Consider the following 22,457-nt stretch of genomic DNA (forward strand, 5'->3'; position numbering starts at 1 on the left):
CGGGGAAAACGTTCAGTGGCCCATGCCGAGGCCGCCGTCGACCGGCAGCACGGCACCGTTGATGTAGCCGGACTCGTTCGCCGCGAGGAACGTGACGGCGCGCGCGATCTCCTCCGCCGCGCCGTAGCGGGCGGCCGGGATCTGCTTGAGCGCGGCGTCGCGGACGGCCTCGGGCAGCTCGGCGGTCATGTCCGTGGTGATGAAGCCCGGCGTGACGACGTTCGCGGTGATGTTGCGCGAGCCCAGCTCCAGCGCGATCGAGCGCGCCATGCCGACCATGCCCGCCTTGGACGCCGCGTAGTTGACCTGGCCCGCGCCGCCGGTGAGGCCGACGACCGAGGAGATGAAGACGATGCGGCCGAACTTCTTGCGCAGCATGCCGCGGGAGGCGCGCTGGGCGAACCGGAACGCGCCGGTCAGGTTCGCGTCGACGACCTGCGTGAACTGCTCCTCGCTCATGCGCAGCAGCAGCGTGTCCTGCGTGATCCCGGCGTTGCAGACCAGCACCTCGACGGGGCCGTGCGCGGCCTCGACCTCGGCGAAGGCGGCGTCGATCTCCTCCGAGTTCGTCACGTCGCACTTCACGCCGAGCAGGCCTTCGGGAGCGCCGGAACCGCGGTGCGTCACCGCGACCTTGTCGCCCTGCGCCGCGAACGCCTGCGCGATGGCGAGGCCGATGCCGCGGTTGCCTCCGGTGACCAGAACGGACCGACTCACTAGCTCTCCTGAGAATCGCTGCTGGTTGACCGGGTGAGGCTATCGGCTACCGGCAGGTAGACCGGCATCGGCGGAGGCAAGTCACACCCAGCCAGGCATGATCGGGTGATGCGGGCGTTTCTCGATCAGCTCCGGCGTCACGTGGACGGTGACGTGCTGGACGACCCGGCGAGCCGGGCCCTGTACTCGGCGGACGCGTCGAACTACCGCCACGTGCCGCGGGTGGTCGTCCGTCCACGCACGACGGACGCCGTGGTCGCGGCCGTCGGGCTGGCCGCGGAACACCGCGTGCCGATCACCAGCCGCGGCGCGGGGACGTCCATCGCGGGCAACGCGTGCGGCACCGGCCTGGTGATCGACTTCAGCCGGTACCTGACCGCGTTCGAGATCTCCGGCGACCGGGCGTTCGCGCAGCCGGGCGCGGTGCTCGACAAGATCAACGCGGCGGCCGGCCCGTACCTGTTCGGGCCGGACCCGTCGACGCACTCGCGCTGCACCATCGGCGGGATGATCGGCAACAACGCGTGCGGCGCGCACTCGGTGAAGTGGGGCAAGACCAGCGAGAACGTCGCGAACCTCCAGGTCCTGACCGTCGACGGCCGCACGTTCGACACCACGAGTCCCCCGCCGCTGGCGCTCCCCCCGCACGACCCGGCGTGGTTCCCGCAGCTCGGCCGCCGGGTCAGCGGGTACGCGCTGGACGCCCCGACGCTGACCCAGCAGCTGGTCGGCACCGAGGGCACGTGCGTGGTCCTGCTGGGCGCCGAACTGAAGCTCGTGCGCAGGCCGGAACGCCGGATCCTCGTCGTGCTCGGCTTCGCGGACACCTACGAGGCCGCCGACCAGGTCACCCAGATCGAGGGCGCGCTCGCGATCGAGGGCCTGAACGAGTCGCTGGTGCACGGCGTGAAGACCCGTCCCGACCTGCCGGAAGGCCGCAGCTGGCTGTTCGTCGAGGTCGAGGACCACCCCGAACGCGTCGCCCGGCTCACGAAGAACTCCCTGGTCATCCACGACCCCGTGCACCAGCGGGCGCTGTGGCGGATCCGCGAGGACGGCGCCGGTCTCGCCACGCGCATGGCCGACGGCAGCGAGGCCTGGTCGGGCTGGGAGGACGCGGCCGTCCCGCCGGAGCGCCTCGGCACCTACCTGCGGGAGTTCGACCAGCTGCTGACCCGCTACGGACGCCGTGGCATCACCTACGGCCACTACGGCGAGGGCTGCATCCACGTCCGCATCGACTTCGACCTGGCGAGCGGCTACCGCGAGTTCCTGCAGGACGCCGCCGACCTGGTCGTGAGCCACGGCGGCAGCCTGTCGGGCGAGCACGGCGACGGCCAGGCGCGATCCGAACTGCTCAGCCGGATGTACCCGCCCGAGGCGATCCAGGCGTTCCGGGAGTTCAAGCACGCCTTCGACCCTCAGAACCTGCTCAACCCCGGCCGGATCGTCGAGCCGCTCAAACTCGACGACGACCTGCGGGTCCTCGTCGCGCCGCCGAAGATCCCGACCCGCGCGGAGTTCGCGAGTGACACGCGCCGGTGCGTCGGCGTCGGCAAGTGCCTGAACACGCACGGCGGCGTGATGTGCCCGAGCTACCGCGTCACGCGCGAGGAGAAGCACTCCACGCGAGGGCGCGCGCACCTGTTGTTCGAGATGCTCAACGGCGACGTGGTCAAGGGCGGCTGGCGCTCGCCCGAGGTGGCCGAAGCACTGGACCTGTGCCTGGGCTGCAAGGGCTGCAAGCGCGACTGCCCCGTCGACGTCGACATGGCGAGTTACAAAGCGGAGTTCCTGCACGAGCACTACAAACGACGGGTGCGCCCGCGTGCGCACTACGTCATGGGCTGGCTGCCGACATGGCTGAAGTACGGGCTGGTCAACAGGTTCACGGCGAAGCTCGGCCGGTTCGCCGGCATCACCCCGGAACGCGAGCTGCCGACGCAGACCACCCGCCTGGTGCGCCAGCTGCACCCGCTCGGCACCGGCGACCCGGTGCTGCTGTTCCCCGACACGTTCACGAACCACTTCGAACCGGGCGTCGGCCTCGACGCCGCGAACGTCCTGGCACACCTCGGAAACCGCGTCGAGGTGCCGTCCGCGAACGTCTGCTGTGGACTGACGTGGCACTCGACGGGTCAGTTGGGGAAGGCCCGCCGGGTGGTCGAACGCACGGCACGGGCGTTGCTCCCGTGGACGAGCCAGGGCGTCCCGGTGATCGGTCTGGAACCGAGCTGCACCGCGTTCCTCCGCGTGGAGGCCCCGAAACTCTCGGACGACCCGGCGGTGCGGGCGCTGGCGAAGGCCACCCGGACGTTCGCCGAGCACGTCGCCCCGAAGCTCCCGGCCCTGGAAGGCGCACGGGAGGCCGTCGTCCAGACGCACTGCCACCAGTACGCCGAGCTCGGCTTCGAGCCCGACAAGGCCGCGATGGCGAAGGCGGGCCTGAAGCCGACGGTCGTCGAGGGGTGCTGCGGCCTCGCCGGGAACTTCGGGTTCGAGCGAGGCCACTACGACGTCTCGATCGCGTGCGCCGAACAAGAGCTGCTGCCGGCGTTGCGCGCCAACGAGGACGCGCTGGTGATCGCGGACGGCTTCAGCTGCCGCACGCAGATCCGCCACACCACCGACCGCAGGCCCGTGCACCTCGCCAGCGCGCTCGCCGCGCTAATCGCGGTCGAGGACTGAGTCCTTCGACGTCTCCCGCATGAACCCGTAGACCAACAAGGAGATCAGCACGCACCCGGCGACGTAGTAGAAGAACACCGACTCCATCCCGGCCTGTTTGAACCACAGCGCCACGTACTCGGCCGTGCCGCCGAAGATCGCCACGGTCAGCGCGTACGGCAGCCCGACACCGAGCGCCCGGATGTTCGTCGGGAACAGCTCGGCCTTCACGATCGCGTTGATCGACGTGTACCCGGTCACGATCACCAGGCCGCCCAGCATGAGCAGGAACGCCGGAAGCGCCTCGGACGTCCTCGCGAGCGTCGAGAGCAACGGCACGGTGGCGAGCGTGCCCAGCACCCCGAACCCGAGCAGCAACGGCCGCCGCCCGATCCGGTCGGACAGCGCGCCCGCAAGCGGTTGCAGCACCACGAACACCAGCAGCGCGGCGAAGTTGATCCAGCTCACCGTCGCCGCGTCGATGTGGCTCGTGTTCACCATGAACTTCTGCAGGTACGTCGTGAACGTGTAGAACGCGACCGTGCCGCCGAGCGTCAGCCCCACCACGGTCAGGCACTCCTTCGGGTGCTTGAGCAACGCCCGGATGGTGCCGTTCTGCTCACCGCTCCCCTTCTGCTTCTCGAAGTTCGACGACTCGTCCATCCCGCGCCGCAACCACATCACGACGATCGCCCCGGTCGCCCCGATCACGAACGCGACCCGCCAGCCCCACTCCGTCATCTCGGCCTTGGACAGGAACTGCTGCAACACGATCTGCACACCCAGCGCCACCAGCTGACCGGCCGTCAGCGTCACGTACTGGAAGCTGGAGTAGAACCCGCGGCGAGCGGGCGAGGCCACTTCGGACAGATAGGTGGCCGAGGTCGCGTACTCACCCCCGACCGACAGGCCCTGGAGCAACCGCGCGAGCACCAGCAGGACCGGCGCCGCCACCCCGATCGACGCGTACGACGGCGTCAGCGCGATGATCAGCGAGCCCGCGGCCATCAGCGTGACGGACAACGTCAGCGCGGCCCTGCGCCCGCGCCGGTCGGCGTACCGGCCGAGCAGCCAGCCGCCCAGCGGCCGCATGAGGAAGCCGACGGCGAACACGGCGGCGGTGTTGAGCAGCTGCGCGGTCTGGTCGCCCTTGGGGAAGAACGCGGCCGCGAAGTAGATGCTGAACGCTGTGTAGGCGTACCAGTCGTACCACTCGATGAGGTTGCCGACCGACCCGCGCAGCACGTTCGCCACCACACGGCGTTCGCTGCTCTTCTCCTGAACGACTGTCATGCCGGACACCATTCCGACGGCCGCGGACCGGTCACAACTCGGGCCCGGGCATCTTTACAGTCGCTTAAGCGCCTCGGAACGCCACGGAAACGACCGTCATGACCGATACTGCTCGCATGCGGGTGCTGTTGGTCGAAGACGACGACGGTGTCGCGAACGCCCTGGTGGAGGCACTGCGGGCGAACGGGCACCGGCCCTCCCGCGTGCGCAGGGGCGCCGACGCGCTGATCGCCCACCGCGACGCCGACGTGGTGCTGCTCGACCTCGGCCTGCCCGACCAGGACGGGCTGGAGGTGCTGCGCAAGCTCCGCAAGATCGACCCGGTGCCCGTGCTCGTGCTGACGGCCCGCGGTGACGAGCGCACGGTGGTGCGGGGGCTGCGGCTCGGGGCGGACGACTACCTGGTGAAGCCGGTGCGGCTGGCCGAGCTCCTCGCCCGCATCGACGCGGTGGCCCGGCGCAGTGCGGCACGCCAGCAGGAGCCCGGTGACGTGGTCCGGGTGTCCGATGTGGAGATCGACCTGCAGAGCCGTCAGGTGCTGGTCGGTGGCAGGCAGATCTCGTTGACCACCAAGGAGTTCGACGTGCTGGCGGTGCTCGCGAAGCGGCCCGGCACGGCGGTGAGCCGGCAGCAGTTGATGGACGAGGTGTGGGGCAACGCGTTCGTGGCGGTGTCGCGGACGCTCGACGTGCACCTCACGCAGTTGCGCGCCAAACTCGACCGGCCGGGGCTGCTGCACACGATCCGCGGTTTCGGCTACCGGCTCGGTGAATAGATGCGGCAACGGCTTCTGTTGGTGCTGCTGCTGTTCTCGCTCTCGGCCGTCACCGCGTTCGCGTTCCCGCTGCTGATGAGCACGGCATCGGAGCGCACCCAGCAGTTCGTGATCAGCCGGACCGCCGACCTCGACCGGTTCGCGACGCTGCCCAGCGACGTCGTGGCGTCCGAGGCCGAGCGGTACGCCGAGGTCTACGGCGAGGAGATCGTGGTCGTCGACGCGGCCGGCACACCGATCGTCGAGTCGGGCATGACGGCGGACGACGTGTCCGCGCAGATCGACGCGGCGCTGCGCAACCAGCCCGCGAAGCAGGTGCCGACCGTGCTGCCGTGGAGCGGCGGTGACGTCCTGTTCGCGCGGCCCGTCGGCATCGGCACGAAGGTCGCGGGCGCGGTGGTGCTCAGGGCCTCCACGCGGGTCGCCGCGCTCGACGTGGCACGGCGGTGGGCGATCGTGCTGGCCGGGGCGTTGCTGGCGGCGTGCGCGTGCGTGCTGCTCGCACTCGTCGTGTCGCGGTGGCTGCTCAGGCCGTTGAAGGAACTCGACCGGGGCGTGCGGGCCGTCGCGGAGGGGCAGCGGCGCACGCACGTCGCGGACACCGCGGGACCGGCCGAGCTGCGGGCGTTGTCGGAGTCGTTCAACCGCATGTCCGACGCCGTCGCCGAGGCCGCCGACCAGCAACGACGACTGATCGCCGACGCCTCGCACCAGCTGCGCAACCCCATGGCGGCGCTGCGGCTGCGGGTCGACATGCTGCCGTCCAACGGCTCGCTGCTGACCGAGGTCGAACGCCTGGAGTCGCTGCTCGACGGCCTGCTGGCACTGGCCTCCGCCGAGAGCACCGCCACCGAACGCGCCGCGGGCGGCGTCGAACCGGAACTCGCCGACCTGCAGGTCGTGGCGCACGACCGCGTCGACGCGTGGCGGGCGGCGGCCCAGGCCGAGGGCGTCACGATCACCGTCGACGACCGCGCGCCCGGTCTCGTGCGGTGCGCGGTGTCGGACCTGGCGCAGGTGCTGGACGTGCTGCTGGACAACGCCATCAGGTACGGCGCCACCCACGTCGAGGTGATCTGCGACCGCGCGACCCTCACCGTGCGGGACAACGGACCAGGTCTGTCCAAAAAGGACATCAAGCACGCCACCGAACGGTTCTGGCGCGGTGACGACTCGCGGCGCGGAACGGGCCTCGGACTGGCGATCGCCGAGAGGATCGTCACCGCGCACGACGGAAAACTGACCCTGCACACCGACGGCGGCCTGGTGGCCACGGTCCAGTTGCCGAAGGAGCCGCTGCTGTGAGACGCAGAACGTTCCTCCTCGGCGCCCTGGCCCTCACCGCGTGCGGCACCAGCGAGCCCTCCGGCACCATCCGCATCGCGGGCGGCGAACCCGGCGGCTTCTACAACGATTTCGCCGCCCTCATCTCCCGCCTGGCCCCGAGCCCGCTGACCATCACGCCGGTGGAAACGGGCGGCAGCGCCGACAACCTCAAGCACCTCCGCGAGGGCACCGCGGACATCGGTCTCTCCCTCAGCGACAGCGCCCACATGGAACCCGGCCTGGTGGCCCTCGGCCGCGTCTACGAGAACTACCTGCAACTCGTGGTCCTCAACGACTCGCCCTACACGACAGCGGCGGACCTGGTCGGCAAACCGGTGTCCCTGGGCGCCGACGGCTCCGGCGCCGCCCTGCAGGGCAGCAGGCTCGCGCTCGGCGTCCAGGAGCAGCACTACCCGCTGCGCAACGCCGTGGACGCCCTGAAGGCGGGCGAGATCGCCGCCCTGCTGTGGTCCGGCGGCGTGCCGACTCCGGAGCTCGACCGGGCGAGCGGCATCAGACTCCTCCCGCTGGACGGCTTCCTGCAGAGACTGCGGCAGGACTACGGCAAGGTCTACGAACGCGTGGACGTCCGCATGGGCGTCTACGGCTCCCCCGTCGACGTCCCCACGATCGGCACGCCGAACCTCATCGTGTGCCGGCCGGACCTCCGCGCCGAGTACGCGGGCGCCGTGGTGCGGCTGCTCGTGGGCCGGGCGGCGGAACTGGTGCCGGAGCAGGCGCTCGGCACCCAGTACCTCGACGTGCGGAGCTTGATCGACACGGGCAAGGTGCCGTTGCACCCCGGTGCGGCGGCGGAATACCGGAGGCTGCACGGATGATCAGCACGATGGCGTCGGTCTCGCTGGACGGGTTCTTCGAGGGCCCGGACCACGACATCGACTGGCACCACATGAACGACGAGCTGCACGGCCACATCAACGCCGAGCTGGCGAAGTTCGGCACGTTCGTGAACGGCCGCCGCAACCACGAGCTGATGCTCGGCGCGTGGCCGCACGCCGAGGACCACCCCGAGTGGCCGCAGGCGATGCGCGACTTCGCCCCGATCTGGCGCAACGCCCGCAAGATCGTCTACTCGCGCACGAAGCACTTCACCGACTGGAACTCCGAGACGCGCACCGAGGTCGACCCCGACGAGATCAGACGACTGCCGGGCGACGTCATGGTCGGCGGCAACGAGTTGCTGCAGACGTTCTTCGAGCACGACCTCGTCGACGAGGTCCGCCTCTACCTCAACCCGGTCGCGATCGGGGCGGGCACGCCGTTCTTCCGCAAGCCGAACGCCCTGGCGCTCAAGAGCACCAGGGCGTTCGGCAACGGGGTCGTGGAGCTGATCTACGGAAGGCGTTGACCCAGCAGCAGAGCGGCGGCGGCCGCGAACATCGCCGTCAGCGTGCCGAGCAGCAGCCACGGCTTCGACGCGTCCGCCTGCTTCTTCTCGTACCCGATCTGCTCGCCGAGCGTGTCGTACACCCGGCGGAGTTCCTCGGCCGAGGCGGCCTTGAAGAACTCGCCGCCGGAGATCTTCGCGATCTCCTTCATCGAGTCGTCGTCGACGGGCACGGACTGCTGGCGGCCCTCGATGTCGACCACGCCGTCCTCGGTGCCGAACGAGATCGTGGAGATCGGGATCCCGGCCTTCTTCGCGTCCTCGGCCGCGTCGAACGCCTTGCGGGTGCCCACGGTCTCCTTGCCGTCCGTCATCAGCACGATGCGGGCGGGCGGCGGGCCCTCGGCGCCTCCGACGACCTTGCCGAACGAGTCGATCGACGCCATCGCGGCCACGAGCGCGTCACCGGTCGCGGTCGACTGGGCGAGCTTGAGCCCGTCGATCGACTGGCTGACGGCGGTGCGGTCCGTCGTCGGCGCGACCAGCACGGTGGCCGAGCCGGCGAACGAGATCAGGCCCAGGTTGATGCCCGGGGTGAGGCCCTCGGCGAACGACTTGGCGGCGACCTGCGCTGCTTCGAGGCGGGAGGGCTTGACGTCGGTGGCCTTCATCGACAGAGACACGTCGACCACCAGCATCACGGTCGCGCGGTTGCGCGGGACGCGCTGCTCGGCCGTCGGGCCGGCCAGCGCCACCGTCAGCAGCGCCAGTGCCGCGAGCAGGAACGCCGCCGGGACGTGCCGCGACCAGCGTTCCCGCTTGGGCGCGACCTTCTCCAGCAGCTCCAGGTTCGTGAACCGCAGCACGCGCTTGCGCCGCACCCGCTGCACGAACACGTACGCGGCGGCGAGCGCCACGACGGCCACGAGCAGCAGGAACCACCATGGGGCGACGAAGTTCGAGAAGCTCATGCGACACCCCCGGACCAGCGGCGCTTGCGCGCCACCACGAAACGAACCGTGTCCGCGATCCAGTCCGAGTCGGTGCGCAGCACCAGGTGCCCGGCGCCGGCGCGGCGCAGCCCCGCCGCCACCTCGGCCCGGTGTTCGGCGGCCGCGGCGTTGAACTCCTTGCGCAGCAACGCGGACGCGGTCACCTCGCGCTGCCGCCCGCTCTCCGGGTCGGACAGCACGACGGTGCCGACCTCGGGCAGGTCGACGTCACGCGGGTCGACGACCTCGATCGCCACGATGTCGTGGCGGGCGGACAGCGCGCGCAACGGCCGCTGCCACTCCACGCCGCCGAGGAAGTCGGAGATGACCACGATCAGGCCGCGCCGGCGCGGCGGGCGGCGCAGTTGTTCGAGCAACGCCGCCAGGTCGCCGCGCGTGCCCTCGGGCGCCCGGTCGATCTCGGCGATCTTGCGGATCATGCCGCGCGCGTGTGCGAGGCCGCCGCGGGCCGGGATGCGGACGTTCTCCGCGCCCGTGGACACGGCGGCGCCGATGCGGTTGCCGCCGCCGCGCGTCAGGTGCGCGACCGCGGCCGTCGCGGCGATGGCCAGGTCGCGCTTCTCGCAGGCGGCGGTGCCGAAGTCGAGCGACGGCGACAGGTCGATCGCGACCCACGTCTCCAGCTCGCGGTCGGCGACCGTCTCGCGGATGTGCGGGATCGTCGTGCGGGCCGTGACCGCCCAGTCCATCCGGCGCACGTCGTCACCGGGCTGGTAGGTGCGCGCCTCGCCCGGCTCGGTGCCCGGTCCCGGCACGAGACCGAGGTGGTTGCCCTGCAGCAGGCCGTCCAGGCGGCGCCGGACGTCGAGCTCGAGCATGCGCAGCGCGGCTTCCATGCGGACGCCGCGCAGCACGGGCGGCGCCCACGAAGGGCGCTCCTCGGCCTTCTCGCGGCTCACTGCCTACCAGCCGGAACCGGCTGCTGCGGACGGGCCGACACCTGCGGCAACGGCACGATCTGCAGCACGCGGGTGATGATGTGGTCGATCGGCACGCCGTCGGCCAGCGCGTCGTACGAGAGCACCAGGCGGTGGCGCAGCACGTCGGGCACGACGTCCACGACGTCCTGCGGCAGCACGTAGTCACGGCCGCGGACCAGCGCGAGGCCGCGCGCGGCGGCGATGATGCCGAGCGACGCACGCGGCGAGGCGCCGTACGCGACCCAGCCGGCGACGTCGGTGAGGCCGTGCTCGGCCGGCGCGCGGGTCGCGATCACCAGGCGCACCACGTAGTCGACGAGCGCGTGGTGGACGAAGACGCGCGACGCCACGCCCTGCAGGCGAACCAGCTCCTCCGGCGAGAGGACCTGGTTCGGCGTGGGCGCCTCGACGCCCATGCGGTAGACGATCTCGCGCTCTTCCTCGGCGGTCGGGTACTCGACCTGGATCTTGAACAGGAACCGGTCGCGCTGCGCCTCGGGCAGCGGGTACACGCCCTCGTTCTCGATCGGGTTCTGCGTCGCCAGCACGAGGAACGGGTTCGGCATCGGGAACGTCCTGCCGCCGATGGACACGTGCCGCTCGGCCATGACCTCGAGCATCGCCGACTGCACCTTGGCGGGCGCGCGGTTGATCTCGTCGGCGAGCACGAAGTTCGCGACGACGGGGCCGAGTTCGACGTCGAACGCCTCGCTCGACTGGCGGTAGATGCGGGTGCCGAGGATGTCGGCGGGCACCAGGTCGGGGGTGAACTGCACGCGGCTGAACGAGCCGCCGACCACGCGGGCGAACGTCTCGACGGCGAGCGTCTTCGCGACACCCGGCACGCCTTCGAGCAGCAGGTGGCCCTTGGCCAGCAGACCCACGAGCATCCGCTCGACGAGCCGGTCCTGGCCGACGATCACCCGCTTCACCTCGAACACGGTGCGTTCGAGCAGCTGGGCGTCACGAGCCGGGGTGACGGGCGCCGATGCGTTCGGCGTTGCCTCGGCGGCGGGCTCGGTCACGTGCGGGCCTCCATGCAGAACAGGGTTTTACCGATCGTGGAACAGTCTTCCCCCTCCGCTGTTCAACCGCTGTGAAGGGTGTCCAGGTCGGCGGGCGTGTCGACGTCCTGCGCCTCACCGGGCAAAGCGGACACTTCGACGGGGTCGAGCTGCAGCAGAGTCTTGCGCAGGGGCAGGTTCCGCGGATCATCGGGTAGCGCGTCGCGCAGCTGGGCGGCATTCCAGAACCCGATCAGCCACTGCACCCGGTCGTCCTTCAGCACGGCGTTGCGGCCGGTCCCCCGCAGCCGTGCGATCGTGTCCTTCGTGAGCCCGGGCTGGTCGACGGCGAGCACCACGACCCAGTCCTCGGTGACCTTCGCGAGCCCCGCGGCCAGTCCGGCGAGCGGCCCGCCTCCCGGTGGGTCCTCGCGCGCCCACACCACCCCGGGGAGATCCTTCTCCGGCCCGACGACGACCTTCTGCGCCGCGTCGTCCACAACGGACAGCACGTGGTCGAGCAGCGTCGCGTCCCGATAGGACAGTGCGGCCTTGTCGACGCCGCCGAGCCGTTCGGCTTTGCCACCGGTCAGGACGATCACCGCGTAGGTCATGCCCGGCTCCCGATGTGCGCGGCGACGCCTTCGAGGAACAGGTGCAGACCGAAGTCGAACTCCGCGGCCATGTCGTCGGCGTCGATGAGGTTGTCCACGTCGAACACGCCGGACGCGACGATCTTCGCGAGCGCGGGCATCCTGCGCGGGTCGACGGTCTCCCGCAGCCGCTGCGCGTACTGGCGGCTGAACTGGGCCGGGTCGGTCTCGAACCCCTGGGTCAGCGCGACGCTCAGCCACGCCTCGCCGTGCACGAACGTCATCAGGCTCATCACCACGCCGACCTTCTCCGCCGGCTCCAGCGGCGTGTCGTCGAGGGCGCCGAGCGCGCTGTCGAACCAGGCGAGGCTCCGGGGGCCGCTCGGCGGGCCGCCCAGGGGGATCTGCAGGAACCACGGACGCCTGCGGATGCCCGCGAGCAGCGCCTTCGCCCAGACCTCGAACTTGTCGCGCCACCCGCCGTCCGGGAGCGCGGGCGGCTCGTCGAACGCGGCGTCGGCCATGAGCGCGAGCAGTTCGTCCTTGCTCTTCACGTGGCGGTAGAGGGCCATCGTCGCGTTGCCCATCTCCTGGGCGACGCGTGCCATCGACACGGCGGCGAGCCCCTCGGCGTCCGCGACCGCGATGGCGGCCCGCGTGATGTCGGCGGCGTCGATCGTCGGTTTGCGCCCCCTTTTCATGCCCTCTAGTCAAACAGATGCGTATGCCATACGCTAATTTGGGTTTTGCGTATGAGGTACGCATAAAAGGGGGTTCGATGATCGTCGAGACAGAGGGTCTGACGAAGAGCTACGGGGCGCAGACCGTGCTGAACGGCCTGGACCTGGAGGTCGCGGAGGGGTCCGTGCTCGCGTTGCTCGGGCCGAACGGCGCGGGCAAGACCACCACGATCCGGATGCTGAGCACGCTGACCAGGCCCGGCGGCGGGGTGGCGCGCGTGTGCGGGTTCGACGTGGTGCGGGAGGCGGCCGCCGTGCGCGGCGTGATCAGCCTGACCGGGCAGTACGCGGCGGTGGACGAGGAGCAGACCGGGCGCGAGAACCTGGTCATGATCGGCCGCCTGCGCGGCTCCACCAGGCCGGCGGCTCGCTCGCGGGCTCTCGACCTGCTGGAGCGGTTCGGCCTGACCGAGGCGGCGGACCGGCGGGTGCGCACGTACTCCGGTGGCATGCGGCGGCGCCTCGACCTGGCAATGAGCCTGGTCGCCCGGCCACGGTTGCTGTTCCTGGACGAGCCGACCACCGGCCTCGACCCGGTCAGCCGCACGACGATGTGGGACGCGATCGGCGACCTGGTGCGCGACGGCGTGACGATCTTCCTCACGACCCAGTACCTGGAGGAGGCCGATCGTCTCGCCGACCGGATCCTGGTGCTGCACCGCGGAGGCGTCGTCGCGGACGGCACCGCGGACGCGTTGAAGAACTCGGTCGGCGGCACCCGCCTCGACCTGGTGCTGGCGAGCGCGCAGGACGCGGGGCGCGCCGCGGCCGTCGTCGGCGGACTGGTCGACGGGGCGGCGCTGAGCCTGCCGTCCGACGGCAGCGCCGTGCACCTGCACCGCGTGCTCGACAACCTCCGCATGGCCCACGTGGACGTGGTGCGGGTGTCCGCGCACCGCCCGACCCTGGACGACGTCTTCGAGACCCTGACGAGGGCAGCCGCATGACCGCTTCGCTGACGATGGTGGGCCGGAGCATCCGCCTGAGCCGCCGCAACCTCGACTCCGTGATCATGGCGATCGTCCTGCCGGTGATGATGATGTCGTTGTTCGTGTACGTCTTCGGCGGCGCCATCAGCGCGGTCGACTCCTACGTGAACTACGTCGTGCCCGGAATCCTCGTGCTGTGCACCGGTTACGGCGCCACGTCCACCGCGATGTCCGTGGCCGACGACATGAAGAAGGGCGTGGTCGACCGGTTCCGCTCGATGCCGATCAGCGGGTTCTCCGTGCTGACCGGTCACGTCGTCGCCTCGCTCACCCGCAACGCCCTGGCGACGACCGCCGTCGTGCTGGTCGCGTTGCTGATGGGCTTCCGGCCCACGGCGTCGCCGGGGTCCTGGGTCCTCGCGATGGGCCTGCTGGCGCTCTACGTGTTCGCGTTGTCGTGGCTCGCCGCGGGCATCGGCGTGATCGCCAAGTCCGTCGAGTCGGCGAGTCTCCTCGGGTTCTTCATGCTGTTCGTCCCGTACCTGAGCAGCGCGTTCGTGCCGGTGGCGACGATGCCCGCGTTCCTGCGGGTGATCAGCGAACACCAGCCGATCACGCCGGTGATCGAGACCGTGCGGGCCCTGCTGAACGACCAGCCCGTCACCTCGGGGTGGCTCGCCCTGGCGTGGTCGGGCGGGCTGCTGGTGGTCGCTTTCGGCTGGGCCACCTGGTTGTTCGGCCGGATCAGCCGTCGTTGAGGTGCGCGGCGTCGAGGCGGGTCAGCTCCTCGGGGGTGAGCCGGATGTCGCCCGCCTCGACGTTCTGCCGCAGGTGCCCCACGTCTCCGGTACCGGGGATGACCAGCACGTGCGGGCCGCGCGCCAGCGTCCACGCCAGGCGGATCTGCGCGGGTGAGACGCCGCGGGCGTGCGCGATCGCGGTGACCTCGTCGTCCTGCGCCGACGTGCCGGCCTCCCGGCTGGCCCCGGCGAGCGCGAAGAACGGCACGAACGCGATGCCGCGTTCGCCGCAGACGCCGAGGAAGTCGTCCTGTTCCGGGTGGTGGCCGAGCCCGTAGGAGTTCTGCACGCACACGACCCCGGCGATGCGTTGTGCCTGGTCGAGGTGGTGCTGCCGGACGTTGGACAGCCCGAGGTGCCGGACGAGGCCGGCCCGCTGGAGCTCCGCCAGCGCCCCGAAGTGCGCGCTGACGTCGTCCAGCCCGCTCACCCGCAGGTTGACGACGTCGAGGTGGTCGCGGCCGAGCTGGCGCAGGTTCTCCTCGACCTGGCCCCTCAGCTGTTCCGGCGTCGCGAGCGGCAGCCACTCCCCCTGCGGCGTGCGGCCGGGGCCGACCTTCGTGACGATCACCAGGTCGTCCGGGTACGGCGCGAGCGCGCTGTTGATCAGCTCGTTCGCCGACCGGGTGGCGGAGAAGTAGAAGGCGGCCGTGTCGACGTGGTTCACCCCGATCGCGACCGCCTCGCGCAGCACCGCGATCGCCTCGTCGCGGTCACGCGGAACCGCCCCGGGACCGAACGCCGTCCCCCGCTGCGGCAACCGCATGGCGCCGAACCCGACCCGCCGCACGGTGAGGTCACCCAGTCGCCACGTCATTCCGTCCACTGTGCCAGCCTGTCGTCGTGGGACTGTTCACGCTCGACGAGGCCCGGAGCGAACTCGCGCGGCTGCTGCCCGCGCTGGACGAGATCGTGCGCCTGCGCGCCGACGCCGCCGAACTGGCCGTCGGCCGCTCGACGCTCGGCGGGCTGCCGGAGTTCAAGGCCGCGCAGGCCCGGCTGGACGAGCTGATGGAGTCCGTGCAGCGGACCGGGGCGGAGCTGAAGGGCTTCGCGCCGCTGCTCGTCGACTTCCCGTCGGAGATCGACGGTGTGCCGGTGCTGCTGTGCTGGCTCGAAGGCGACCGCGAGCTCTCCTGGTACCACCGGACCGATCTGGGCTTCGCGGGCCGTCGCCCTCTCTAGGGCGCGAGGAAACCGGCGATCAGCAGCACGCTCACCAGCCCCGCGATCAGGCCGAACGCCACCAGGTACCGCCTCGCGGTGGTCCGGCCGGGCATGCGGAGCAGGATGATCCCCGCGGCCACCGTCAGCACGCCCGCGATCGGGGTGAGGGCGCGCCACGCCTTGTCCCACGTGAACGGCAGGTAGTCGTCCGCGCCGTAGAGCGACAGGATCAGCGCGGGCAGGCCGAGTCCGGCGGCGGCCGCGGCGGCGAGCGTGTTGAACCGTTGTTGCGCCTCGCTTTCCTGCGCGACGGCGAACGTGGAGACGCTGCTGAGCAACGCCTGCAGCCGCGTGACCTCGTCACCGAGCCCGGCGTCCATGGCCTCGCAGTGCCGCATGACCAACGTCGTGAACCGCCCCTCGCGCACGGCCTCCTGGGCCACGTCCCGCGCGCGGCTGACCGCCATCGACAGCTCGACGAGCTGCGCCATGAGCATGCGCAGGGCGGTGTTCTTGCGCTGTGCCAGCAGGTCGGCGATCTGGCGTTCCATCTCGTACCGCAGGCCGCGCAGGTCCGCGACGGTGTTCCTGGACCCCTCCGCGAGGACCTTGGCGATCGTGAGCGCCTTCTCGCGCTCCGCGATCCGGTGGGCGGGCTCGGCGAGGGTTCCGGGCAGGTCCTCGGGGGACCAGGTGCTCTGGCGCCAGCCCTGCGCGTCGCTCCACGCCGCCCGGATCACGACCTCGACGCGGTTCCCGTCCGTGCGCGCCTCGCCCACGAGGATCTTGCGGTGCTCGCCGGAGGTGATCCGCAGGAACGGCACCGCCGCGCCTCCCAGGCGGCCTTCTCCGAGGGTGACCTCCGCGCCCAGGTCCGGGTCCGCGGGATCCCCCGCCAGGATGCGCATGTCCGTGATCTTCGCACGGTGACCGGATCCGTCCGTTCGTCGGCCGGGCCGTGCCTGTTCCGCCGGGGTGCGGTCCACGAGGCTGGAGGCATGAAGCGAGCATTGATCGTCATCGACGTGCAGGAGTCGTTCCGGCAGCGCCCGAACTGGGCCGAGGTGTCCGACCCCGACGTGGTCGGCAAGGTGAACCGGCTCGTCGACCTCACCCGCGACGCCGGTGACCTGGTGGTGTGGGTCCTGCACTCCGAGCCCGGCTCCGGCGACGTGTTCGACCCCGCGCTCGGGCACGTGCGGCTGATGGACGGGCTCAAGCCGCTCGACGACGAGCCCGTCCTGACCAAGACCGCGCACAACGCGTTCACCACGACGAACCTGCAGCAGACGCTCACCCAGCGCGGTGTGCGGGAGCTGCTGATCAGCGGCATCCGCACGGAACAGTGCTGCGAGACGACCACGCGGGTCGGGTCGGACCTCGGTTTCGACATGACGTTCGTGACCGACGCGACCGCCACCATGCCGTTGCCGCACTGGCGCACCGGGAAGGTGCTGGGCGTCGAGGAGGTCATCGAGCGGACGGAGTACGTGCTGGCCGGTCGTTTCGCACGGATCTCGGATGTCGCTACGCTGACCGGATCGTGACCAGAGTCGTCTTCCTGCTCGTACCGGGAGTGCACCTGCTCGACCTCGCGGGGCCGGCGCAGGTGTTCTCCAGCGCGGCCGACCTCGTGGGCGGGTACGCGCTGTCGTACATGGGCGACACCGAGACCGTGCGCAGTCATCAGGGCGTGCCGCTGGGCGCGTCGACGGACCTGCCCTCTCTCGATGTCGACGATCTCGTGTTCGTGCCGGGATGGCGGTCGCCGAAGATCGTGGGCACCGGCCACCTGAGCGACCGCGCGTTGGCCTGGGTGCGCGCACATCACGACAACGGCGGCACAGTCGCGAGTGTGTGTGCGGGCGCGGATGCGTTGGGGCGAGCCGGTTTGCTCGACGGACGCCGATGCACCACGCACCACGAGTTGCAGGAAGAGCTCGAACGGCGCTACCCCGCCGCACAGGTCGTGCACGACGTCTTGTTCGTGGAGGACAACAGGGTGGTGACGTCCGCAGGCATCGCGAGCGGCATCGACCTCGCGCTGCACCTCGTCGCCGTGCGCCATGGCCCCGCTGTCGCCGCCGCGATCGCACGCACGATGGTCGTCTACGCGCGCAGGAACGGCGACGACCAGCAGTCGAGTGTGCTGCTGCGGCACCGCTCGCACATCAACGAGACGGTGCACCGCATCCAGGACGTGATCGAGTCACGGCTCAGCGACCGCCTCTCACTGGCCGAACTCGCCGTGCACGCCGGTTGCAGCGAACGGACCGTGACGCGGTTGTTCGGTCGTGCGACGGGCATGACGCCGTTGAAGTACCAGCAGGCGTTGCGCGTCGAACGGGCCGAACACCTGATCGGTCAAGGCGCCACGGTCGAGTCCGCCGCCCGCAACGTCGGCTTCGAGGACGCCCGCATGCTGCGCCGGCTGCGTTCGCGCTGAGCCGCACGCGTGCGGCCGTCCACAGTCGACGGAACACCCTTGCACGCCACCGCGAGCGGCCTAAGCTGGGCCGCGTGACCACTCTGGCGAACCGCCCCAACACCGCGTTGCTCGTGATCGACGTGCAGAACGGCGTGGTGAACCACGCCCACAACCGCGACGAGGTCGTCGCCAACGTCGCCACCCTCGTCGACAAGGCGCGCGCGGCCGGCGTCGACGTCGTCTGGGTGCAGCACAGCAACCCCGAGCACATGCCGAAGGAGTCCGACGGCTGGCAGTTCGTGCCGGAGCTGAAGCTCGCCGACGGGGAACCGGTGGTGCACAAGACCTTCGCCGACTCGTTCGAGGCGACCGACCTCGAGGAAGTGCTGGCGGGCAAGGGAATCGGCAGTCTCGTGGTGTCCGGCGCGCAGACCGACGAGTGCATCCGCTCGACCCTGCACGGCGCCATCGTGCGCGGCTACGATGCCAGGCTCGTGAGCGACGCGCACACCACCGAGGACCTGTCGGAGTGGGGCGCGCCCACGCCGGACAAGGTCATCGCGCACACGAACCTGTACTGGGAGAACCACACGGCGCCGGGCCGCACCGCGGGCGTCGTGAAGACCGAGGACGCCTTCAAGCCCGCGTGACGAGGTGCCTGCTCGGCAGGTAGTCGATCTTCCAGTCCTCGTAGACGCCGGCCAGCCCGCACTCCAGGCACCGCAGGCCGACGGTCAGCCAGCGCACCTCGCCGTCCGGCAGGCACGACGACCCGAGCGCGGCGGCGAACTCCTCGCCGCCGCACGTGCACTCGCACTCCTCCGCGTCGTCTTCGTCCCAGTGCTCGTCGGAGTCGCCGATGAACTCCGCGAGGCCGCACGCGAGACAAGTCCTGCGCACGGCCTGGTCCTCGGTCATCTGCACCGTGAACGACTTCCCGCCGCACCCACCGCACACGGACTCGACGACGTGCGTGACCTCGTAGCCGTCCTCCTGGTAGGCGCGGATCGCCTCGTCGAGCGTCATCCCGCCACCCGGTTGATCTCGTCGCTGCGCAGCACCCGGTCGGCGTGCGCGCCCTTGGCCAACGCCACCATCGAGCGGCCGAGCAGTTCGGTGGTCGTGACCATCTTCGGCGCCACCCTGCGCAGCACCGGGAAGAGCCACGAGGACCACGAGTAGAGGTAGCGGTAGATGCGGGTGCGCGACGTGATCCCGTGCAGCGGCTGGATGAAACCGGGTCGCACCACGAACACCGGCCGGTCGAGCGCCAGCAACTCGTTCTCCGTGCGTCCCTTGACCCGCGCCCACATCGTCTTGCTGTCGGCATCGGCACCCTCACCCGACACGTACACATAGGTGCCGCCGACGACCCGTGCCGCCTCAAGCGCGTAATCGTGCGTCACGGGCGTGTACTCGGCCTCGGTGAGACCCGCGGACGTCACGCCCATGCAGTAGAAGCACGCGTCGGCGTCGGCCAGTTCCGCCGCGATCGCCGACAGGTCACCGAAGTCGGCGTGCACCACGTGCCGCAGCTTCGGGTCGGTCGCGGCCGACGGCGAACGCCCCACCGTCACCACCGAGTCCACCTCGGCGTCGAGCAGGGCCTCGCACAACGCGCCCTGGCCCACCATGCCGGACGCACCGAAAATCACGATCTTCACGGCGACAAACTAGCCCTCAGCGCCGCGGTGACGCGCTCGCCGTCCCCGGTCGCGAGCAGGTCGAGCAACGCGCCCCGCAGCACCGCGAGCTCCCGCGTGCGCGACACCAGCCCGGCAGCGGTCTCGCGCACCTCCTCGGGCTGCCCGGCTTTCAGCACCTCCAGCCAGTCCGCCACGGTCGCGCGCGCGAACCCCGCCCACGGTCCGTCCGGCTCCACGAGAGAGCGTGCGTAGGCCTCCAGCCACAACGTGAGCAACGGCCGATGCGCCGGCGCCGACAGCCAGTCCCACAGCCGCGCCACCACTCCGGGCCCGGTGCCGATGTCGCCGAGCAACGCCAGTTCGTCGGCGCGCGCCCGCGCCAGCAACGCCCTGACCAGGCCTTCCTTGCTGCCGAACAGGTAGAGCAGCACGCGCGTGCTCGATCCGATGGCCGCTGCCAGCGGCCGCAGCGACACGTCGGCCAGGCCGTGGGTGAGCACGTACCGGTAGGCGGCTTCGAGGAGTTCGGTCTCGCGGGCGGACGGCATGGCGCTATTCTCGCATTACTGAAACACTCGTGTCAGTGGAGGACACCATGCAGATCCGCCCCCTCGGCCGGCCCGGTGACCTGGGCTGGGTGGTCCAGGCGCACGGCGAGCTCTACGCGTCCGAGTTCGACTGGGACACCTCGTTCGAGGCACTGGTCGCCAAGATCGTCGGCGATTTCGCGACAGAGCACGACCCCGCGAGAGAGGGTGCGTGGATCGCCGACCTCGACGGCCAACGCGTCGGATGCGTGCTCTGCGTTCGTGAGGACGACACGACCGCGAAGCTGCGCGTACTGCTCGTGCACCCGGACGCACGGGGGCACGGCGCGGGCAACAAGCTCGTCAGCACGTGCGTCGAGTTCGCGCAGAAGGCCGGCTACGAACGCATGGTGTTGTGGACGGTCGCCGGCCTCGCGTCAGCCCGGAAGATCTACGAGGCGCACGGGTTCGAGCTCGTCGAGGAGACGCCCCAGCACAGCTTCGGCCACGACGTGACCGGCCAACTCTGGGCACGCGACCTCTGAAGTCTCACAGCATCCGCGTCACGTACGGCATGATGCCGCCGTACCGCACAGGCGAAATCCGCACCACGGCACCGGAATGCGGCGCTTCCACCATCATCCCGCCGCCCAGGTACAGCGCCACGTGCGTGCCACCGCCCGGTCCCCAGAAGATCATGTCACCGGGGGCCATCTGCGACAGCGGCACCTTGCGGCCGGAGTTGTACTGGTAGCCGCTGTAGTGCGGCAGGTACACGCCGGCACCGGCGAAGGCGTACATCATCAGGCCCGAACAGTCGAAGCCGATCTTGCGGTAGTCGCCGAACGAGTCGGCCACGCCGCCGTCGCGCACACCGTAGGTCGGGCCGTTGTAGTTGCCGCCACCCCAGGCGTAGATGACACCGCGCTGGGCCAGCGCCCGGTTGATCACGGTCTGCACGCGGTTGCCGGACGGCGCGGGCGCCGACGCGACCGGGCGGGGTGCCTGGGCCTGCGGCTTGGGAGCCGCGGCGGCAGCGGCCGCGGCGGCGCGCCGGGCGTTCTCCTCGTCCTCGCGCCTCTTGGCCTCGGTCCACTGGTCGTACTGCTGGCGCTGGGCCTCGAGCCCGCCCACCGCACTGCGGGCCGCGGCCAGCTCGCGTTCGACGGCGTCCTTGTCGGACTGCAGCGCCTCGGTCGCCGCGGCCTGCGCCGAGTGCGCCTCCACTGCGGCCTGCTGGGCCTGCTCGGCGACCTTCTTGGCCTCGTCCGCGGCGGCCTGCTTGTCCTCGGCCTTCTTCAGCGCGGCGCGGGCGGCGGCGTCGAGGTTCGCGGCGGTGCCCTGGTCACGGGTGACCTGGTCGAGCCGGTTCAGGCTGGACGCCGACACCGCCTCCAGCATCTGGGCGCGGGCCAGCAGGTCCTCCGGCGACTTGGCGCCGATGTAGGCGGAGAACGACCCGACCGTGGTGCCCTGCGCGTAGGAGGCGGCGGCGAAGTCGTCCAGCTCCTTGCGGCTCTTCTCGACGGCGGCGGTGGCCGCGTCGGCCTCGACCCGCGCGTTCGCGGCGTCGCGACGGGCGGCCTCGGCCTCGGAGATCGCGGTCTCCAGGTCGACGCGGGCCTTGTTCGCGAGCTCGCGCTTGTACGAGACCTCGTCCATCAACTCCTGCAGGCGCGACTCGGCCTGCGTGAGCCTGCCGGTCAGCTCGCCGACGCGGGCCGCCTTCGCGTCCGCCTCGGCGCGGGACGCCGAGATCTCCGCGTCACTGGGGTTCGGCGGAGGCGGCGGCACGGCGGCGGCCGTCCCCGTGAGGACGGCCGTCATCAACACCACCACGGCGGAGAGTCGTGTCAACACGGGGCATCACCTCCGACCGAATTAGACCAATCAGACTCATCCGGCGCATCTGGAACTCACGCACCGTCAACCACACGTGTCACAGTGGAACACGGTCGGTGGTCCTTTTGGGACGATCGGAGTGCTGGCGTGTCGCCGGTATGGACGAACGCCGGATCGCGTCTACGGCGCGAACTCGGTGGACGGTTCGGTGGCGTACTTCTCCCAGATCGGCGTCATGGTCTCGCGGTTCATCGGCTGACCGGACTCGACCATGGCCTTGAGGTCGCGGAAGTACTGCACGTACAGGTCCGGCGTGAAGGTGTTCAGCATGACCACCGGGTCGTCACCGCGGTTGGCGAAGGTGTGCGGTGCGCCCGGCGGGACCAGGACCCACGTGCCGGCTTCGGCGTCGTGCTCGTCCTGCCCCACGGTGAACCGCACGGTGCCCGACAGGACGTAGAAGCCCTCGTCGTGCTGCGCGTGGCGGTGCTGGGGTGGACCGGGGGTGTGCGGGGGGATGACCAGTTCGGCGAATCCCAGGCGGTGAGCGGTGTTGCCGCCGTCCTCGAGGATCCGGATCGACGACGGTCCGTGGGAGATGAGCTCGCCCTCACCGGGGCGGACGATCGACACAGCGGCCACGACGGGACCTCCTGAAGGTGATTTCAGCTTGTGCAATCACCCTAGACCGGTGACTGCACATCGTGCAATCAGTAGGCTC

26 protein-coding genes are annotated in these 22,457 nt (G+C 70.6%); 12 read left to right on the forward strand and 14 right to left on the reverse strand.

The genetic code is table 11. The features are described 5' to 3' along the window. Positions 1-12: 12 nt before the first annotated feature. Complete coding sequence (gene fabG, locus BMY74_RS08485) at positions 13-717, reverse strand: beta-ketoacyl-ACP reductase (RefSeq protein WP_089912179.1); 705 nt, start codon at positions 715-717, stop codon at positions 13-15. A 108-nt stretch (positions 718-825) separates the two neighbouring features. On the opposite strand from fabG, the gene BMY74_RS08490 reads away from it, so the two are divergent. Beyond that, the gene (locus BMY74_RS08490; protein ID WP_089912184.1) at positions 826-3,405 is read left to right on the forward strand and encodes an FAD-binding and (Fe-S)-binding domain-containing protein; all 2,580 of its coding nucleotides are present in this window, start codon (positions 826-828) and stop codon (positions 3,403-3,405) included. Here the strand turns inward: BMY74_RS08490 and BMY74_RS08495 are convergent. Continuing rightward, entirely contained in the window at positions 3,385-4,677 is a 1,293-nt protein-coding gene (locus tag BMY74_RS08495) for an MFS transporter (protein WP_089912686.1), read from the reverse strand. The genes BMY74_RS08490 and BMY74_RS08495 overlap by 21 nt on opposite strands. 116 nt (positions 4,678-4,793) lie before the next feature. Here BMY74_RS08495 and BMY74_RS08500 point away from each other — a divergent pair, with 116 nt between their 5' ends. The 4 genes from BMY74_RS08500 to BMY74_RS08515 are packed head-to-tail and all read left to right on the forward strand — an operon-like array spanning position 4,794 to position 8,148. Next, positions 4,794-5,453: a response regulator transcription factor gene (locus tag BMY74_RS08500; RefSeq protein WP_089912187.1), complete on the forward strand. Its 660-nt coding sequence runs from the start codon at positions 4,794-4,796 to the stop codon at positions 5,451-5,453. Further along, a complete protein-coding gene (locus tag BMY74_RS08505) occupies positions 5,454-6,758 on the forward strand; it encodes a sensor histidine kinase (protein ID WP_089912191.1) in 1,305 nt (434 codons plus the stop codon). It abuts the gene before it with no gap. Next, positions 6,755-7,618, forward strand: a complete 864-nt coding sequence (locus BMY74_RS08510; protein ID WP_089912194.1) for a TAXI family TRAP transporter solute-binding subunit — start codon at positions 6,755-6,757, stop codon at positions 7,616-7,618. The genes BMY74_RS08505 and BMY74_RS08510 overlap by 4 nt, the downstream gene beginning before the upstream one ends. Beyond that, positions 7,615-8,148 (forward strand): dihydrofolate reductase family protein, encoded by a 534-nt coding sequence (locus BMY74_RS08515; protein ID WP_089912197.1) that lies wholly within the window; start codon positions 7,615-7,617, stop codon positions 8,146-8,148. The genes BMY74_RS08510 and BMY74_RS08515 overlap by 4 nt, the downstream gene beginning before the upstream one ends. Here BMY74_RS08515 and BMY74_RS08520 read toward each other — a convergent pair. From BMY74_RS08520 to BMY74_RS08540, 5 genes are all read right to left on the reverse strand, one after another. Next, a complete protein-coding gene (locus tag BMY74_RS08520; protein ID WP_089912200.1) occupies positions 8,133-9,098 on the reverse strand; it encodes a VWA domain-containing protein in 966 nt (321 codons plus the stop codon). The genes BMY74_RS08515 and BMY74_RS08520 overlap by 16 nt on opposite strands. Continuing rightward, entirely contained in the window at positions 9,095-9,976 is an 882-nt protein-coding gene (locus BMY74_RS08525) for a DUF58 domain-containing protein (protein WP_177229647.1), read from the reverse strand. The genes BMY74_RS08520 and BMY74_RS08525 overlap by 4 nt, the downstream gene beginning before the upstream one ends. A gap of 59 nt (positions 9,977-10,035) precedes the next feature. Then, a complete protein-coding gene (locus BMY74_RS08530; RefSeq protein WP_089912206.1) occupies positions 10,036-11,085 on the reverse strand; it encodes an AAA family ATPase in 1,050 nt (349 codons plus the stop codon). Between the two features lie 62 nt (positions 11,086-11,147). After that, on the reverse strand, positions 11,148-11,678 hold the full coding sequence (gene mobA / locus BMY74_RS08535) for a molybdenum cofactor guanylyltransferase (protein WP_089912209.1): 531 nt from the start codon (positions 11,676-11,678) through the stop codon (positions 11,148-11,150). Then, on the reverse strand, positions 11,675-12,358 hold the full coding sequence (locus tag BMY74_RS08540; protein WP_089912211.1) for a TetR/AcrR family transcriptional regulator: 684 nt from the start codon (positions 12,356-12,358) through the stop codon (positions 11,675-11,677). The genes mobA and BMY74_RS08540 overlap by 4 nt, the downstream gene beginning before the upstream one ends. Positions 12,359-12,435: 77 nt before the next feature. Here BMY74_RS08540 and BMY74_RS08545 point away from each other — a divergent pair, with 77 nt between their 5' ends. Then, positions 12,436-13,344 carry an ATP-binding cassette domain-containing protein gene (locus BMY74_RS08545; RefSeq protein WP_089912214.1) on the forward strand — a complete coding sequence of 303 codons (909 nt, stop codon included), beginning with the start codon at positions 12,436-12,438 and terminating at the stop codon, positions 13,342-13,344. Continuing rightward, positions 13,341-14,084 (forward strand): ABC transporter permease, encoded by a 744-nt coding sequence (locus BMY74_RS08550; RefSeq protein WP_089912217.1) that lies wholly within the window; start codon positions 13,341-13,343, stop codon positions 14,082-14,084. The genes BMY74_RS08545 and BMY74_RS08550 overlap by 4 nt, the downstream gene beginning before the upstream one ends. On the opposite strand, the gene BMY74_RS08555 is transcribed toward BMY74_RS08550, so the two are convergent. Beyond that, on the reverse strand, positions 14,071-14,943 hold the full coding sequence (locus BMY74_RS08555) for an oxidoreductase (RefSeq protein ID WP_089912220.1): 873 nt from the start codon (positions 14,941-14,943) through the stop codon (positions 14,071-14,073). The two genes, BMY74_RS08550 and BMY74_RS08555, sit on opposite strands and share 14 nt — an antisense overlap. A gap of 26 nt (positions 14,944-14,969) precedes the next feature. Here BMY74_RS08555 and BMY74_RS08560 point away from each other — a divergent pair, with 26 nt between their 5' ends. Continuing rightward, on the forward strand, positions 14,970-15,311 hold the full coding sequence (locus tag BMY74_RS08560) for a DUF2203 domain-containing protein (RefSeq protein WP_089912222.1): 342 nt from the start codon (positions 14,970-14,972) through the stop codon (positions 15,309-15,311). Here the strand turns inward: BMY74_RS08560 and BMY74_RS08565 are convergent. Beyond that, positions 15,308-16,201 carry a hypothetical protein gene (locus BMY74_RS08565; RefSeq protein ID WP_089912689.1) on the reverse strand — a complete coding sequence of 298 codons (894 nt, stop codon included), beginning with the start codon at positions 16,199-16,201 and terminating at the stop codon, positions 15,308-15,310. The two genes, BMY74_RS08560 and BMY74_RS08565, sit on opposite strands and share 4 nt — an antisense overlap. Positions 16,202-16,291: 90 nt before the next feature. On the opposite strand from BMY74_RS08565, the gene BMY74_RS08570 reads away from it, so the two are divergent. The 3 genes from BMY74_RS08570 (at position 16,292) to BMY74_RS08580 (ending at position 18,371) form a co-directional block, all read left to right on the forward strand. After that, positions 16,292-16,840, forward strand: coding sequence for a cysteine hydrolase family protein (locus BMY74_RS08570; protein WP_089912692.1), 549 nt, complete (start codon positions 16,292-16,294; stop codon positions 16,838-16,840). Further along, positions 16,837-17,739, forward strand: a complete 903-nt coding sequence (locus tag BMY74_RS08575) for a GlxA family transcriptional regulator (protein ID WP_089912226.1) — start codon at positions 16,837-16,839, stop codon at positions 17,737-17,739. Before BMY74_RS08570 ends, BMY74_RS08575 begins: the two co-directional genes overlap by 4 nt. Positions 17,740-17,813: 74 nt before the next feature. Next, a complete protein-coding gene (locus BMY74_RS08580; RefSeq protein ID WP_089912229.1) occupies positions 17,814-18,371 on the forward strand; it encodes an isochorismatase family protein in 558 nt (185 codons plus the stop codon). Here BMY74_RS08580 and BMY74_RS08585 read toward each other — a convergent pair. The 3 genes from BMY74_RS08585 to BMY74_RS08595 are packed head-to-tail and all read right to left on the reverse strand — an operon-like array spanning position 18,358 to position 19,915. After that, complete coding sequence (locus BMY74_RS08585) at positions 18,358-18,747, reverse strand: hypothetical protein (RefSeq protein ID WP_089912232.1); 390 nt, start codon at positions 18,745-18,747, stop codon at positions 18,358-18,360. The genes BMY74_RS08580 and BMY74_RS08585 overlap by 14 nt on opposite strands. Beyond that, complete coding sequence (locus BMY74_RS08590; RefSeq protein WP_089912235.1) at positions 18,744-19,385, reverse strand: NAD-dependent epimerase/dehydratase family protein; 642 nt, start codon at positions 19,383-19,385, stop codon at positions 18,744-18,746. Before BMY74_RS08590 ends, BMY74_RS08585 begins: the two co-directional genes overlap by 4 nt. Further along, a complete protein-coding gene (locus BMY74_RS08595; RefSeq protein ID WP_089912237.1) occupies positions 19,382-19,915 on the reverse strand; it encodes a TetR/AcrR family transcriptional regulator in 534 nt (177 codons plus the stop codon). Before BMY74_RS08595 ends, BMY74_RS08590 begins: the two co-directional genes overlap by 4 nt. 47 nt (positions 19,916-19,962) lie before the next feature. Between BMY74_RS08595 and BMY74_RS08600 the strand changes: the two genes are divergently transcribed. Continuing rightward, positions 19,963-20,439, forward strand: coding sequence for a GNAT family N-acetyltransferase (locus tag BMY74_RS08600; protein WP_089912696.1), 477 nt, complete (start codon positions 19,963-19,965; stop codon positions 20,437-20,439). A gap of 4 nt (positions 20,440-20,443) precedes the next feature. Here the strand turns inward: BMY74_RS08600 and BMY74_RS08605 are convergent, their stop codons facing one another. Both BMY74_RS08605 and BMY74_RS08610 read right to left on the reverse strand, forming a co-directional pair. Then, positions 20,444-21,751: an NlpC/P60 family protein gene (locus tag BMY74_RS08605; RefSeq protein ID WP_425434823.1), complete on the reverse strand. Its 1,308-nt coding sequence runs from the start codon at positions 21,749-21,751 to the stop codon at positions 20,444-20,446. Positions 21,752-21,916: 165 nt separating this feature from the next. Then, a complete protein-coding gene (locus BMY74_RS08610; RefSeq protein ID WP_089912240.1) occupies positions 21,917-22,378 on the reverse strand; it encodes a cupin domain-containing protein in 462 nt (153 codons plus the stop codon). Positions 22,379-22,457 lie beyond the last annotated feature (79 nt).

This window comes from Lentzea albida (genome assembly GCF_900111005.1).
Classification (GTDB): Bacteria; Actinomycetota; Actinomycetes; order Mycobacteriales; family Pseudonocardiaceae; genus Lentzea; species Lentzea albida.

Coding starts and splice junctions, on each gene's coding strand:
- BMY74_RS08545 (WP_089912214.1), top strand. CDS start 12,436: ATGATCGTCGAGACAGAGGGTCTGACGAAGAGCTACGGGGCGCAGACC.
- mobA (WP_089912209.1), bottom strand. CDS start 11,678: ATGACCTACGCGGTGATCGTCCTGACCGGTGGCAAAGCCGAACGGCTC.
- BMY74_RS08540 (WP_089912211.1), bottom strand. CDS start 12,358: ATGAAAAGGGGGCGCAAACCGACGATCGACGCCGCCGACATCACGCGG.
- BMY74_RS08550 (WP_089912217.1), top strand. CDS start 13,341: ATGACCGCTTCGCTGACGATGGTGGGCCGGAGCATCCGCCTGAGCCGC.
- BMY74_RS08600 (WP_089912696.1), top strand. CDS start 19,963: ATGCAGATCCGCCCCCTCGGCCGGCCCGGTGACCTGGGCTGGGTGGTC.
- BMY74_RS08490 (WP_089912184.1), top strand. CDS start 826: ATGCGGGCGTTTCTCGATCAGCTCCGGCGTCACGTGGACGGTGACGTG.
- BMY74_RS08555 (WP_089912220.1), bottom strand. CDS start 14,943: ATGACGTGGCGACTGGGTGACCTCACCGTGCGGCGGGTCGGGTTCGGC.
- BMY74_RS08495 (WP_089912686.1), bottom strand. CDS start 4,677: ATGACAGTCGTTCAGGAGAAGAGCAGCGAACGCCGTGTGGTGGCGAAC.
- BMY74_RS08525 (WP_177229647.1), bottom strand. CDS start 9,976: ATGGAAGCCGCGCTGCGCATGCTCGAGCTCGACGTCCGGCGCCGCCTG.
- BMY74_RS08515 (WP_089912197.1), top strand. CDS start 7,615: ATGATCAGCACGATGGCGTCGGTCTCGCTGGACGGGTTCTTCGAGGGC.
- BMY74_RS08585 (WP_089912232.1), bottom strand. CDS start 18,747: ATGACGCTCGACGAGGCGATCCGCGCCTACCAGGAGGACGGCTACGAG.
- BMY74_RS08595 (WP_089912237.1), bottom strand. CDS start 19,915: ATGCCGTCCGCCCGCGAGACCGAACTCCTCGAAGCCGCCTACCGGTAC.
- BMY74_RS08500 (WP_089912187.1), top strand. CDS start 4,794: ATGCGGGTGCTGTTGGTCGAAGACGACGACGGTGTCGCGAACGCCCTG.
- BMY74_RS08505 (WP_089912191.1), top strand. CDS start 5,454: ATGCGGCAACGGCTTCTGTTGGTGCTGCTGCTGTTCTCGCTCTCGGCC.
- BMY74_RS08565 (WP_089912689.1), bottom strand. CDS start 16,201: ATGCGCATCCTGGCGGGGGATCCCGCGGACCCGGACCTGGGCGCGGAG.
- BMY74_RS08520 (WP_089912200.1), bottom strand. CDS start 9,098: ATGAGCTTCTCGAACTTCGTCGCCCCATGGTGGTTCCTGCTGCTCGTG.
- BMY74_RS08570 (WP_089912692.1), top strand. CDS start 16,292: ATGAAGCGAGCATTGATCGTCATCGACGTGCAGGAGTCGTTCCGGCAG.